Annotated in this window: 13 protein-coding genes; all 13 read right to left on the reverse strand. The window is 43.7% G+C overall.

All coding sequences use genetic code 11. The features are described 5' to 3' along the window. Positions 1-129 precede the first annotated feature (129 nt). The gene (gene pyrE / locus AC6CIB_RS22075) at positions 130-753 is read right to left on the reverse strand and encodes an orotate phosphoribosyltransferase (RefSeq protein WP_498284344.1); all 624 of its coding nucleotides are present in this window, start codon (positions 751-753) and stop codon (positions 130-132) included. After that, positions 750-1460 (reverse strand): orotidine-5'-phosphate decarboxylase, encoded by a 711-nt coding sequence (gene pyrF, locus AC6CIB_RS22080; RefSeq protein WP_498284346.1) that lies wholly within the window; start codon positions 1458-1460, stop codon positions 750-752. Before pyrF ends, pyrE begins: the two co-directional genes overlap by 4 nt. After that, complete coding sequence (locus AC6CIB_RS22085) at positions 1432-2373, reverse strand: dihydroorotate dehydrogenase (protein WP_498284348.1); 942 nt, start codon at positions 2371-2373, stop codon at positions 1432-1434. Before AC6CIB_RS22085 ends, pyrF begins: the two co-directional genes overlap by 29 nt. After that, positions 2370-3143, reverse strand: coding sequence for a dihydroorotate dehydrogenase electron transfer subunit (locus AC6CIB_RS22090; RefSeq protein WP_498284350.1), 774 nt, complete (start codon positions 3141-3143; stop codon positions 2370-2372). Before AC6CIB_RS22090 ends, AC6CIB_RS22085 begins: the two co-directional genes overlap by 4 nt. Further along, entirely contained in the window at positions 3140-6352 is a 3213-nt protein-coding gene (gene carB, locus AC6CIB_RS22095; protein WP_498284352.1) for a carbamoyl-phosphate synthase large subunit, read from the reverse strand. Before carB ends, AC6CIB_RS22090 begins: the two co-directional genes overlap by 4 nt. Continuing rightward, on the reverse strand, positions 6345-7436 hold the full coding sequence (locus tag AC6CIB_RS22100) for a carbamoyl phosphate synthase small subunit (RefSeq protein WP_498284354.1): 1092 nt from the start codon (positions 7434-7436) through the stop codon (positions 6345-6347). The genes carB and AC6CIB_RS22100 overlap by 8 nt, the downstream gene beginning before the upstream one ends. Then, positions 7433-8719 (reverse strand): dihydroorotase, encoded by a 1287-nt coding sequence (gene pyrC / locus AC6CIB_RS22105; RefSeq protein ID WP_498284356.1) that lies wholly within the window; start codon positions 8717-8719, stop codon positions 7433-7435. The genes AC6CIB_RS22100 and pyrC overlap by 4 nt, the downstream gene beginning before the upstream one ends. 16 nt (positions 8720-8735) lie before the next feature. Next, the gene (locus AC6CIB_RS22110; RefSeq protein WP_498284426.1) at positions 8736-9614 is read right to left on the reverse strand and encodes an aspartate carbamoyltransferase catalytic subunit; all 879 of its coding nucleotides are present in this window, start codon (positions 9612-9614) and stop codon (positions 8736-8738) included. A 163-nt stretch (positions 9615-9777) separates the two neighbouring features. Next, entirely contained in the window at positions 9778-11109 is a 1332-nt protein-coding gene (locus AC6CIB_RS22115) for a uracil-xanthine permease family protein (RefSeq protein WP_498284358.1), read from the reverse strand. A 146-nt stretch (positions 11110-11255) separates the two neighbouring features. Next, entirely contained in the window at positions 11256-11801 is a 546-nt protein-coding gene (pyrR, locus tag AC6CIB_RS22120; RefSeq protein WP_498284360.1) for a bifunctional pyr operon transcriptional regulator/uracil phosphoribosyltransferase PyrR, read from the reverse strand. A 187-nt stretch (positions 11802-11988) separates the two neighbouring features. Further along, positions 11989-12900: an RluA family pseudouridine synthase gene (locus AC6CIB_RS22125; protein ID WP_498284362.1), complete on the reverse strand. Its 912-nt coding sequence runs from the start codon at positions 12898-12900 to the stop codon at positions 11989-11991. Further along, entirely contained in the window at positions 12848-13366 is a 519-nt protein-coding gene (gene lspA / locus AC6CIB_RS22130) for a signal peptidase II (RefSeq protein ID WP_498284364.1), read from the reverse strand. The genes AC6CIB_RS22125 and lspA overlap by 53 nt, the downstream gene beginning before the upstream one ends. 108 nt (positions 13367-13474) lie before the next feature. Continuing rightward, complete coding sequence (locus AC6CIB_RS22135; protein ID WP_498284366.1) at positions 13475-13756, reverse strand: hypothetical protein; 282 nt, start codon at positions 13754-13756, stop codon at positions 13475-13477. Between the last annotated feature and the right edge of the window lie 75 nt (positions 13757-13831).

Here is a 13831-nt window from a genome sequence, read left to right on the forward strand (position 1 = left end):
GATTTCGGCAGGCACCATTACGAAAATATGGCAAATAAACGCACCGTCCACCTTCCAACCACACTTCCTTCCATCCAATTAACCCACATAAAAACAAAAAAGCAACTCATCAACGAGTTGCTTTCCACCTTAACTGCCCCATTTCTCCGGATTTTCACTCCAAAGCTTCAACTGTTCCAGTTCTTCTTCACGAATGATCGAGTTTTGAAGCGCTACATCCAATAAGCTTGAGTAATCCGATAAAGCATACGCCTTAATGTCGTGTTCTTCCAGCATGCTTTTTCCTTTTTCTAACTCGTAGGTGAAAATGGCAGCCACCCCTAATACGTCGCAGCCTGCTTCTCTTAAGGCTTTTACAGCTGTGATACAGCTGCCGCCTGTCGAGATGAGGTCTTCAACCACGACCACTTTTTGACCAGGAGCAGCTTTCCCTTCAATCTGCTTTCCTTTTCCGTGAGCTTTCACTTTCGAGCGAACATAACACATCGGCAGGTTTAGTTTTTCACTTACCCATGCAGCATGCGGAATTCCGGCTGTTGCAGTTCCTGCAATGACTTCCACATCCGGGAACTGCGCTTTAATAATCTCAACAAGACCCGTTGAAATTTCATCCCGCACTGTAGGGTAAGATAAGGTCAGTCGATTATCACAATAGATTGGGGACTTTATTCCCGATGACCATGTAAATGGCTCCGACGGGTTTAAAAATACGGCTTCGATGTCTAATAGTTTTTTGGCGATTTCTTGTTTCATTCCAGGCCCTCCCATTCATGTACGATTCGTTCATATGCTTCAACCGGGTTACTTGCTCCTGTAATACTTCTTCCCACGACAATATAGGAAGACCCCGTTTCTTTTGCCATACGTGGTGTGGTGACTCTTTTTTGGTCTCCTTTTTGATCATCTGGTAACCTGATCCCAGGAGTGACCCGAATAAAATCTTCACCACAATGTTCTTTTATAAGAGAGGATTCGTGAGGAGAACATACCACTCCATCAAGACCCGCCCTTTTTGCCAGTGTGGCATAATGTAAAACAGACTCATTGATCGTTTTAGGTATTAGTTGCTCTTCCTGCATTTGTTCTTCCGTTGTTGATGTTAACTGAGTGACGGCAATCAATTTTGTGCGTGAATGATTAGCAGGTGTGCCGGCATGTAAACCCTCTAACGCCTTAGCCATCATCATACCGCCACCTGCAGCATGCACATTGATCAGGTCTAGGTCGAACCCGGCAAGTCCCTTCATGGCGCCGTAGACTGTATTGGGAATGTCATGTAGCTTCAAGTCCAGGAAAATACGATGATTTTTATTTAAAATCTTTTCGATGATAACCGGTCCATTTTGAAGGTATAGCTCCATACCGACTTTTACATTTAAACTCTCTGAAAATTGATCTAAGAAGATTGATGTCTTCTCCCACGATGGGAAATCAAGAGCTATAAACGGTTTTTGATTCATGCTTCCCCCAGCTCCTTCCGGTCAATTGGGATATATGGTCCACTCCCAGTTCATCAAGTATTGGTGGTAAATCATTTATGATACGCTGACACACGAAAGGATCAACGAAGTTCGCTGTGCCTACTGCGATAGCACTTGCGCCAGCGTAAAAGTATTCAATCACATCTTCTGCCGATTGAATTCCACCCATCCCGATAATCGGAAGATCCACCTGTTGACTTACTTCATAAATCATGCGGATCGCGACCGGTTTAATGGCTGGTCCAGATAATCCCCCGGTTTTATTTGCCAGAATCGGCTTTCCAGTCTTCCTATCCAGTCTCATCCCAAGGAGTGTATTGATCATCGTAAGACCGTCTGCTCCCCCTGCTTCAACAGCCTTAGCCATTTCGACAATATTGGAGACATTCGGTGATAACTTTACATAAAGAGGAATCTGTGAGACTTCTTTTACTCTCTCCGTCAATTCTTTTGCCACTTCGGGGATGGTGCCAAAAGCTATCCCACCTGTTTTTACATTGGGACAGGAAATATTCAATTCAAGGGCCTTAACATTTCCTGCTGTTGAGATGACTCTTGCCACCTCCACATAATCCTCCATCTGAGAACCCGCCACATTTGCAATGATCGGTACATCGTACTGGGAAAGCCATGGAAGTTCGTTTTTCATTACACCTGTGAGTCCGGGATTTTGTAACCCGATCGCGTTCAGCATACCGGCATTCGTCTCTGCAACCCGGGGGGTCGGATTTCCAAAGCGCGCTTCTTCCGTAGTCGCTTTGATCATAATCGCCCCGAGCTCGCTTAAATCATAGAATTGACTGTATTCGCGACCGAAGCCAAAGCAGCCTGAAGCCGGCATGACCGGGTTTTTTAATGATAATCCAGGTAATTCGATTTGTAATGATTTCATAGTTGCACCACCCCTACTGGAAATACAGGTCCGTCACTGCAAACCTTAACGTAGCTTGACCCTTGTGGATCATCCTGTTTGTGACAAACACATGCGAAGCAAGCACCAATTCCGCACCCCATGCGCTCTTCTAAAGAAATGAATCCGCGTCTGTCACTCAATAGGGATTGAAGTGCTTTCAACATCGGTGTCGGACCACAGGAATAAAACACATCAAAGGCCGGTGCTTTTTCTCGAATAACATCTGTTACAAACCCGGTAGTTCCGAGGGTTCCGTCCACTGTGGCGACAAAGGTATCACCCAATTCTCTGAACCTGTCTTCATAAAAGCTCACGGATTCAGTTTGAAATCCGAGGATGTGCTTCACAACCCAACCATTTTCCACCAGCATTTTAGAAAGACCGTAGAGGGGAGGAACTCCTATTCCTCCACCTACTAACAACGCGGTCTTACTGTCACTTTCCACTGAGAACCCATTTCCAAGGGGCCCTAAAACATCTATTATTTCACCATTTTTCGCTTGTGAAAGAAGTGTTGTCCCTATCCCTTCAGCTCGGTAGATCAATGTCATGGTGAGTTCTTCGCGATTATGGGAGGCGATGGAAATCGGCCTCCTCAATAAAGGGTCTATTCCCGTTCCCACTTTAATATGGACAAATTGTCCAGGAGCCTTGATCTTGCTCACCAATTCCCCTTGTAGAACTAATTCAAAGATGTTTTCAGCGATTCTTTCATGAGAAAGCACAACCATCTTTTCATTTAGGATCATTGAAAAACCGCCTCTCTCGTTTTCGGCTGTGATGGAAGCGCCTCTGCTGAGAATGTCATGGATTCAATCACTCTCAGGATGGCTTCTGCTGTGTCCAGGGAGGTAAGACATGGGATGCCGTTTTCTACTGATTCTCTACGGATTCTAAATCCGTCCCTGGCAGGTTGTTTTCCTTTTGTCAAGGTATTAATGACAAGCTGTGTTTCTCCACTTTGGATGATATCCAGCAGGGTTGGTCCGGTGGATCCGATCTTATCCACTTCACGTACGGCTATATTTGCTTTTGTCAGATGCTCGGCCGTACCTTTTGTTGCAAGGATTTGATACCCGATATCGATAAAGCGTTGCGCCAGTAGAACCGCTTCGCCTTTGTCTTTATCTGCTACGGTCATGAGTACAGATCCATATTCTTTCATTTGCATTCCTGCTGCAACCATTCCTTTGTAGAGGGCTTTTTCTAACGTGAGATCTTTCCCCATTACTTCTCCCGTCGATTTCATTTCTGGCCCTAGCGTGATGTCCACCCGTCTTAATTTGGCAAAGGAGAATACAGGAACCTTTACATAAACACCATGTTTTTCAGGAATTAATCCTGATTCGTATCCCTGATCCTTCAGGGGAATTCCAAGAATGGACTTGGTTGCAATATTCGCCATTGGTACATTCGTAATCTTGCTGATGAATGGTACTGTACGGCTGGAGCGCGGGTTCACTTCTAGAACAAATACTTCTCCTTTTGAGATGACATATTGGATATTCAGTAACCCAACAATGTTTAAGCCTTTGGCGAGTCTCGTTGTATAATCCACAATGGTTTGTTTCTGTTCTTGTGTGAGCTGCTGTGGAGGATAAACCGCGATGGAATCTCCCGAGTGAACTCCAGCCCGTTCGATATGCTCCATAATTCCAGGGATGACTACGTCTACTCCGTCTGAAATGGCATCCACTTCAATTTCTTTCCCAATCAGGTAGCGGTCGATTAAAACCGGATGTTGCGGGTTGACCTTTACTGCGTTCTTCATGTATTGAAGAAGCTCTTCTTCACGATAAACAATTTCCATTGCTCTTCCACCAAGGACGTAAGACGGTCTGACCAGCACCGGGTATCCGATGTTTTCTGCGATCTTAAGGGCTCCTTCTACAGATACCGCTGTCTTTCCTTCAGGTTGAGGTATGCCAAGTTCGTTCAGAGTGTGTTCGAATTTATCCCGGTTTTCTGCACGATCTAAATCTTCAAGGGATGTACCGAGAATCTTGACTCCTCTTTTCACCAGCTCATCTGCCAGATTGATCGCGGTTTGCCCACCAAACTGCACGACAACTCCCTTAGGCTTTTCAAGATCAATGATGTGCATCACATCTTCAACCGTAAGAGGTTCAAAGTATAATTTATCCGAGATACTGAAGTCAGTCGAAACCGTTTCTGGGTTGTTATTCACGATTATCGCTTCATAACCCGCTTCTTTAATGGCCCAGACAGAATGAACGGTCGCGTAATCAAATTCAACTCCTTGACCGATCCTGATCGGTCCCGACCCAAGTACGATGACACTCTCCCGCGGAGTGACCTTGGATTCATTCTCATCCTCATAGGTTCCATAGAAGTAAGGAGTTTCTGATTCAAACTCAGCTGCGCATGTATCTACCATTTTATAGACAGGTGTTAATTCATTTTCTTTTCTCCAGCTATACAATTCTGCTTCTGTGCTATTCCATAGAATCGCAAGGGTGATATCCGAAAAGCCCATTCGTTTTGCTTTTTGAGCCAGCTCAAGATTGAAGGGATGTAAGGTTAATTCCTTTTCGAACTCTACGATTCTATTCATTTTATACAGGAAGAAAAGATCGATTTTGCTCCAATCATGAATGGCTTCAATTGTCACTCCTCTTCGAAGTGCTTCCCCGATATAGAAGAGGCGTTCATCTCCTGCTTTGCGGATTCTCTTCTCGATCCACTCATCTGTAAATTGTTCAGCATCACTTAACTCCATATGATACGTATTGCTTTCGAGGGAACGAATCGCTTTAAGGAGTGACTCTTCGAATGTTCGGCCAATCGCCATGACTTCACCGGTTGCTTTCATTTGTGTACCCAGGTTACGTTTGGCAGCTTCAAATTTATCAAACGGCCATCTTGGGATTTTCGTCACCACATAGTCCAGTGCTGGTTCGAATGATGCATATGTTTTACCTGTTACCGGATTCATCATTTCATCCAGGGTCAGCCCTACCGCAATTTTTGCTGCAAGCTTCGCAATTGGGTATCCCGTTGCTTTTGAGGCAAGTGCAGAGGAACGGCTCACCCTTGGATTCACTTCGATGATGTAATACTGAAAGCTGTCCGGATCAAGGGCAAGCTGGACGTTACAACCTCCCTCAATCCCTAATGCCCGGATGATCCTTAAGCTTGTATTACGAAGCATTTGATACTCCCGGTCACTTAGGGTTTGACTTGGAGCTACGACGATCGAATCTCCCGTGTGGATTCCCACCGGGTCGATGTTCTCCATATTACACACCACGATGGCGTTATCGGCTGCATCTCTCATAACCTCGTATTCAATCTCTTTAAAGCCTGCGATACTTTTTTCCAGTAGACATTGAGTTACCGGGCTGTACTTTAGGCCTGAGGTTACAATCTCGATTAATTCTTCTTCATTGTGACAGATCCCTCCGCCTGTCCCACCCAGTGTGTAGGCAGGTCTTACGATTACCGGAAAACCGACGCTCTCTACGAAATGAAACGCTTCATCCACCGTTCGGATGATTTCGCTCTCTGGAACCGGCTCACCGAGTTCATTCATTAAATTTCTAAATAAGTCACGATCTTCTGCCTTCTCGATTGCCGAAAGCTTCGTTCCGAGAATCTCAACTCCACATTCTTCTAAAACTCCTGATTTAGCAAGTTCAACAGCCAGGTTTAACCCTGTTTGACCACCTAATGTAGGAAGAACCGCATCCGGACGTTCTTTACGGATGATTCTACTGACAAATTCCAGTGTCAGTGGTTCGATATACACTTTATCTGCCATTTCAGCGTCGGTCATAATCGTAGCAGGGTTTGAATTTACGAGGATGACACGGTAGCCTTCCTCTTTTAAGGCGATACACGCTTGAGTCCCCGCGTAATCGAATTCTGCTGCCTGTCCTATAATGATGGGTCCGCTCCCGATAACTAAGATGCTTTTGATGTCTGTACGTTTAGGCATGTTGAAGCTCCTTTCTTTTCTCTTCGTTCATAAGTTGTAAGAAATCATCGAATAAGTAATTTGAATCCTCGGGTCCAGGAGATGCTTCCGGGTGATATTGAACCGTGAAGGCCGGGAAGTCTAAATGCTTTAAGCCTTCTACTGTTCCATCATTGATGGCCATGTGAGTAACTTGAAGTCTTGTTCCTGCCAACGACTTTTCATCTACAGCATAACCGTGGTTCTGGGAAGTCAGTGCTACTTTTCCAGTTTTCAAGTCTTTTACTGGATGGTTGCCTCCTCTGTGTCCAAATTTCATTTTGAAGGAGTCTCCTCCACACGCGAGAGCAAATAATTGATGCCCTAAACAAATTCCGAAGAGTGGAATTTCTCCCAGGAGCTCTTTAATCGTTTCTATCGCTTCCGGTACATCTTTCGGATCCCCCGGTCCATTTGAGAGCATGATCCCGTCAGGCTGCAAGCGACGAATCTCTTCCGCTGATGTATGGTAAGGAACCACAATAACGTCACAATCACGCTTGTTTAATTCTCTCAGGATTCCGTGCTTCATCCCAAAGTCCATTAACACGACACGATATCCTCTTCCTGGACTGGCATATGCTGTTTTCGTCGAAACCTGCATGACTTGATCGGATCTTAGAGCAGTATCATGCAATTTCGCCAGCATTTCGTTTGGATCCAGCTCAGCTGAACAAATGATACCTTTCATTGCCCCATGCTGTCTGATGATCCTTGTTAACTTTCTTGTATCGATATCTGAAATTCCTGGAATTCCTTTTACTTTTAATAATTCATCCAAAGTTGATTCATTCCTCCAGTTAGAAGGAAAATCTGCAGCTTCTCTCACAATGAACGCTTTGATAGCTGGGGTGATGGACTCAAAATCGTCGCGATTGATTCCATAGTTCCCAACGAGGGGATAGGTTAAAGTGACAAGCTGCCCACAGTATGATGGATCTGATAGAATTTCCTGATATCCTGTCATACTTGTGTTGAAAACCACTTCTCCAATCGTTTCTTTGTTCGCTCCAAAGCCTTCTCCTACGAATACTGTTCCATCGTCTAAAATGAGTTGTCTTTTCATTGTTTGTTTCCTCCTTCATTCCATACAAGAGATCCCTGATAAAAAGTAGCTTTCGGCCAGCCTTTACACTCCCATCCTTTAAATGGAGTGTTTTTTCCTTTTGATAAAAATTCAGCTGGGTCAATCCCTTTTTGTTCATTTAAATCTATAAGCGTAAAGTCAGCTTCTCCTCCTACTTTTAGTAGTCCAAACGGAAGATTAAAGGCTATGCTTGGTTTAATCGTCATCCAATCAATTAGCTGCTTTAATGTGAAGGTTCCCTTTTCAACAAAGCGCGTGTAGAGTAACGGAAAGGCTGTTTCCAATCCAACAATTCCGAAAGGAGCGAGCTGCATCCCTTCTGACTTCTCTGCTTCTGTATGAGGTGCATGATCCGTCGCGATAAAGTCGATGGTGCCATCCAGCAATCCTTCTATTAACGCTTGCTGATCTTCTTTGCTTCTAAGAGGCGGGTTCATTTTGAAATTCGGATCAAGGCCTGGAATATCTTCTTCGCATAGGAGAAGATGGTGTGGTGTTACTTCAGCTGTCACATTGATCCCGGCCTTTTTAGCATCGCGGACCACTCTTACTGACTCTTTTGTTGAAATATGACATACGTGATAATGTACGCCTGCTGCTTCTGCAAGCAGCACATCCCGGGATATATGTACAGCTTCACAGATGGAAGGTATACCTGGTAGGTTATGATCTTCGGAGAATGTTCCATCATGGACCGCTCCTCCATAAATTAAGGTATTCTCTTCACAATGGGCCACAATGGATGCATTGATGCCGGCTGCCTTCTTCATGGCTTCAAACATCATGCCTGCCGATTGTACCCCTACTCCATCATCTGTGAATGCAAATGCGCCATTATTTTTTAAGGCAGGTAAGTCATTAAGCGTTTTCCCAATTTGTCTCTCAGTGATGGCGGCATACGGTAACACGCGAACACTGGCTGTTTGAGAGATTTTCTGGTTCAGGGTTTGCAGATTTTCTACTGAGTCAGGTACGGGTCTTGTATTAGGCATTGCAGCGATTGTCGTGAAACCACCCTTTGCAGCAGCTTTTGTGCCCGTTTCGATCGTTTCTTTGTGCTCGCCGCCTGGTTCTCTTAAATGGACATGAAGATCAACAAATCCTGGGGAAATCAATAACCCATCTGCATGAAATTCCTGGTGATCGGTACCCTTTAGGTCTGTTCCCATCTCGATGATTTTCTGATTCTCCACCTTCACATCCACTATCTCAAGATCACCATTCTTTGCTAAAATACGTGCTTTTCGGATTAACCAATTCATTTCAAATTCCCCCTAGTTAGTTGATTTCAAATGCTCTCTTTAAAACAGCCATTCTGACGTATACTCCATTTTCCATCTGCTTAAAGATTCTTGATTGATCACATTCCACCAATGAATCTGCAATTTCAACTCCACGATTAACCGGTGCCGGATGAAGAATGATACCGGTTGGTTTCATTCGTGCTTTTCGACTTTCTGTCAAGCCAAAGCTTTCATGATATTCCTCTTTCGTTAAGCTTGATGTACTATCATGTCGTTCATGTTGAATTCTCAGTAACATGACCACATCGGAATCTGCTATACATTCATCTATCGGCATATATTGATGTCGATCCTGTGATGGGAACCATTCCTTTGGCCCAGAGAACATCACTTCGGCTCCCAGCTTTATTAAAGCTTCTGAATTGGATCTTGCCACCCGGCTATGGGCAATGTCTCCAATAATCGATACCCTCAGTCCTTCAAACCCTCCAAATTCCTGACGAATGGTCAGCAGGTCCAAAAGGCATTGAGTAGGATGATTACCACATCCATCGCCTCCGTTGATGACACTTATGTTAAGTGGTGCCAGTTCATCGAAATATCGTTCAAGGGAGTGCCGGATGACTACGGTTTCGACACCGATGCTTTCTAATGTTTTCACCGTGTCATACAAGCTTTCTCCCTTTTGAACACTTGAGGTCTGTGCTTCAAATGGAATGACCTCGAGCCCAAGCTTCCTTTCCGCCATTTCAAAACTGCATTTCGTCCGGGTACTTGCCTCGAAGAAAAGATTGGCTACATATTTATTGGAGCCTTCCTTCCACGTTTCTCCCTCTTTAAAGCATTCAGCTGCATCTAATATTTCAATGATCTCCTCTTTAGATAAATCATTCATTGTCAATAAGTTCTTCATCATGAGCCAACCCCTTATTTCTCATCTTTCAAAAAAACACCCTGTCAGTCTTCTGACAGGGTGTTTTTGAACATACCAACAGGGACAGAGCGGAAAACTCCACATACCCGTCTTGTTCAAATTCACCCTTCTTAGACTCTCTGGACCATGTTAAAAGGTGCTTCTATGCAACATCATGCTGCTTTGTATTTTCTTCTTCGAATAAGTTGTTTTCCCCTTCGCTTTCTGTTCTGCCTGGTAAGACAAGGTTAAGGAGAACTCCGACAATCGCTGCAAGAGCCATTCCTGATAAGGATACCTGCTCGTTGACCTTCACGAATGCCCCTCCTACCCCGATCACCAGGATAACTGAGGAAATCACCAGGTTTCGCTTGTTTCCTAAGTCAACTTTGTTATCAATCAGCATGCGCAGTCCGCTAGAGGCGATGATTCCGAACAGAAGGATGGATACTCCACCCATGACAGCTGATGGAATCGATCCAATCAAGGCTGTTATCTTTCCGATGAACCCGAACATGATGGCAAGAACCGCGGCTCCTCCGATGACGAAAACGCTGAATACTCGTGTTATGGCTAATACTCCAATGTTTTCGCCATACGTTGTATTAGGTGGTCCACCGAGGAAGGATGCAATCACAGTTGCTACCCCATCCCCAAGAATGGAGCGGTGAAGACCTGGTTTTTCAATGAAGTTCCGTCCTACAACTTTACTTAAAACCATTTGGTCTCCTGTATGCTCTGCCAAGGTTACGAGGGCAACAGGTACCATGATGGACACGATTTCCCAAGAGAAGCTTGGCGTGTAGTCAACGAATGGGATAAAGAAGTCCGGCATTTGTAAGAGCGGCGCATCCAATACTTGTTGAAAGTTCACTAATCCCGCAAATACCGCTATGATATACCCTCCAACGATTCCGGCTAAAATCGGCACCATTCCGAGAAATCCTTTAAAGTATATCGAGCAAATTACGGTAATGCCCAGAGTGGCAAGAGCTACCATGAAGTGTGTGTTGCTGTAAACCAATTCTTCTGCTCCAGGGTTTTCATACATGGCCATATTAACAGCCGTTCCCGCCAGTCCTAATCCTATAACCATAATCACAGGTCCTACAACTATCGGTGGAAGAATCCGCACAAGCCATTTCAGCCCCAGCTTTGAGATGAGCAATGCTACGATTCCGTAAACTATTCCGGCGAGAAAACTTCCCATCATGGCCGCCTCAGGACCTCCAAAGCTCTTTGCAGCAAGAATCGGTGCGATGAATGCAAAGGATGATCCTAAATAAGCAGGGATTCTTCCCCTTGTGATCAAGAGGTAAGCAAGTGTTCCTAATCCACTTGAGATAAGGGCAACCCCAGGGCTTAGCCCTACCAGGAATGGAACTAATACCGTAGCCCCAAACATGGCGAATAGATGCTGTATACTCAATGTGATCCATTTTCCTAACTTCGGTACTTCTTCTATATCTAACACAACTTGATGATTTTGATTCATTTATGTTTCCTCCTCTAATACCCAAATTTCCCCATAAAAAAACCCTCTTTGTCCTAAAGAGGGCACAAAGAGGGTACAAGAAGGCCTATCCACCTTCATTCCCATCCTTTGTCAGCCTCACTGGACCACTCTTAAAAGGACTTACGTTATTCTTTTTCGTAAATTGCCACTACATCTTCCTGATCGACCTCTGTTAAGGCAACCATGATTTTTTCGGAGCTTGATGTAGGAATATTTTTTCCGACAAAGTCTGCCCTTACCGGTAATTCCCTATGTCCCCGGTCAACCAGGACTGCAAGTTGAATTTGACTTGGTCGTCCAAGATCCATTAATGCGTCCAAACCTGCCCGGACCGTTCTTCCTGTAAATAATACATCGTCTACCAGGATGACTTTCTTGTTCGTAATATCAACAGGCAGGTCAGAACCTTTGACCTCTGGTTCATGATCCTCTGTTTTCTTTGATAAGTCATCTCGGTATAGGGTGATGTCTATTTCCCCTACAGGAACTTGCTCACCTTCAATATCATGAATTCGCTCGGCTAACCGGTTAGCGATGTAAATGCCTCTTGTTTTGATTCCAACCAGAATACAATCTTCAATTCCTTTGTTACGCTCAATGATTTCATGGGCTATTCTTGTCAGCGCCCTTCGAATGGCGGGTTGATCCAGAACCGTTGCTTTTTTAGTCATTTACGCCACCTCGTTTCTTTAAAATAAAAAATCCCTCTCACCGTAGGGATGAGAGGGCACACTTATCGTTAAAATCTGATTGCACACCAAAATGATTTGGTCGTACATGCTCCTTCTCAGCCTCACGGGACCGTATTAAAGGTTACTTATTCAATTAACTAAATGATAAAGGTCCAGTCGAAATTTGTCAACGATTATTTTCAAGATTCTTCACAAGTTTAGTGAACTCTTGAGGTAATTCCGCATGAAATTCCATATATTCTTCTGTTCTGGGATGGACAAAACCTAACACTCCAGCGTGAAGGGCCTGTCCTTCTATACTCAATGTCTTTCGTGGTCCATACTTTGGATCCCCCGCAAGCGGGAAACCGATATATTTCATGTGCACACGAATTTGATGCGTTCGACCCGTCTCCAATTCACATTCGACTAATGTGAAATCTTTATAGCGATCCAGCACTCTGAAGTGTGTCACCGCTTGTTTGCCATTATCCACCACAGCCATACTTTGACGATCTTTAGGATCTCTACCAATCGGAGCATCAATGGTACCGTATTCATGGGGAATAAGGCCATGTACGATAGCTGTATATTTTCTTGTTACTGATTTTTCTACAAGCTGATTAACCAAATGCTCGTGAGCCATATCATTTTTCGCCACCATCAGTAAGCCTGAAGTGTCCTTATCTATCCGGTGTACGATTCCTGGTCTTAGAACTCCATTAATTCCGGATAAATCCTTACAGTGATACATCAATCCATTCACCATAGTCCCTGAATAATGGCCAGGTGCAGGGTGGACGACCATCCCCTTCGGTTTGTTTACAACGATGACATCTCCATCTTCATAGGCAATGTCCAGGTTAAGATCTTCCGGCTCTACATCCAACTCTTCCGGTTCAGGTATTGAAACCGTGATGACTGCATCTAGAGGACATTTAAAGTTGGGTTTAACTGCCTCACTATTCACTTTAATATGACCTTCTTTTATCCATTGTTGAACCTGTGAACGGGACCAATCCTTGTTCAACTGACTTACGACTTTATCAATTCGTTCTCCCTGATCTTCCTGCTGTATGTTGTGCTGAATTACTTCCATTTTTGTTCTCCTTCTTTGCTTTTCGTTCGTCTAAATACATGTAAATTAGTAACAATGTTACTCCAATGGTTAATGCTGCATCGGCAATATTAAAGATCGGAAAATCATAGGAAAAGATGTATGTATTTAAGAAATCAACCACTTCTTTTCGAAAGACACGGTCAATAAAGTTTCCAATAGCTCCACCAAGCATAAAGGCTAGACTTAAACTGAATAATGAATGCCCTTTTGCATGGACTTGCATATAATACACGATACCTACAATCACTACTACTGTAATAATGTAAAAAAACCACATTTGCCCTTGAAGTATTCCCCATGCTGCACCTTGATTTCGATGAGAAGTAAGATATAAAAAGTTGTCTATGATCTTTATATTTTCTCCTTCTGTCATTCGTTTCACAACCAACCATTTTGTTAATTGATCGAGTCCAATCACAACCAAAGCCAATAAATAATAAAACACAAAGGCAACCTCCAAACATCATAAAATGATTACCTTTGCATTTTAGCATAAAAGGAAAAATAAAGACACTTAAACTAAATGAGAACGATGAAACCCGCGCTTAAGTTCTCAGGAATAAGATGAGATTTTTCCAAATCGTCTCCATTCCAATGCACCGTGAAGCGTTGTGCAGGTCGGGTTCATCTTTATGAAATCAAAGGGGATTTCTTCTCCGCTCATTTCACAATATCCGTATTGATTATCTCTAACACGATTTAGGGCTTGTTTCACTTCTGTAATTTCATCATCGATATACTGTTGAATTAAAGGATGTTGAGATTGACTTGCCTCTAGCTCTTTCAAGGATGTTGTCAGCTCTTGAATAATGTATGTGTATCGGTCATATGTCATCTTTGATCCCTCCATTTATAGTATGGGGGAAACACACCTAAAAATTGTGTTGCAAGATATAGCAATTATGGAATT

This window comes from Rossellomorea sp. GQ25 (assembly GCF_059758515.1).

Bases quoted from the DNA above. Each gene is read 5' to 3' on its own strand.
- pyrE (WP_498284344.1), bottom strand. From the start codon at position 753: ATGAAACAAGAAATCGCCAAAAAACTATTAGACATCGAAGCCGTATTT.
- pyrF (WP_498284346.1), bottom strand. From the start codon at position 1,460: ATGAATCAAAAACCGTTTATAGCTCTTGATTTCCCATCGTGGGAGAAG.
- AC6CIB_RS22085 (WP_498284348.1), bottom strand. From the start codon at position 2,373: ATGAAATCATTACAAATCGAATTACCTGGATTATCATTAAAAAACCCG.
- AC6CIB_RS22090 (WP_498284350.1), bottom strand. From the start codon at position 3,143: ATGATCCTAAATGAAAAGATGGTTGTGCTTTCTCATGAAAGAATCGCT.
- carB (WP_498284352.1), bottom strand. From the start codon at position 6,352: ATGCCTAAACGTACAGACATCAAAAGCATCTTAGTTATCGGGAGCGGA.
- AC6CIB_RS22100 (WP_498284354.1), bottom strand. From the start codon at position 7,436: ATGAAAAGACAACTCATTTTAGACGATGGAACAGTATTCGTAGGAGAA.
- pyrC (WP_498284356.1), bottom strand. From the start codon at position 8,719: ATGAATTGGTTAATCCGAAAAGCACGTATTTTAGCAAAGAATGGTGAT.
- AC6CIB_RS22110 (WP_498284426.1), bottom strand. From the start codon at position 9,614: ATGAAGAACTTATTGACAATGAATGATTTATCTAAAGAGGAGATCATT.
- AC6CIB_RS22115 (WP_498284358.1), bottom strand. From the start codon at position 11,109: ATGAATCAAAATCATCAAGTTGTGTTAGATATAGAAGAAGTACCGAAG.
- pyrR (WP_498284360.1), bottom strand. From the start codon at position 11,801: ATGACTAAAAAAGCAACGGTTCTGGATCAACCCGCCATTCGAAGGGCG.
- AC6CIB_RS22125 (WP_498284362.1), bottom strand. From the start codon at position 12,900: ATGGAAGTAATTCAGCACAACATACAGCAGGAAGATCAGGGAGAACGA.
- AC6CIB_RS22135 (WP_498284366.1), bottom strand. From the start codon at position 13,756: ATGACATATGACCGATACACATACATTATTCAAGAGCTGACAACATCC.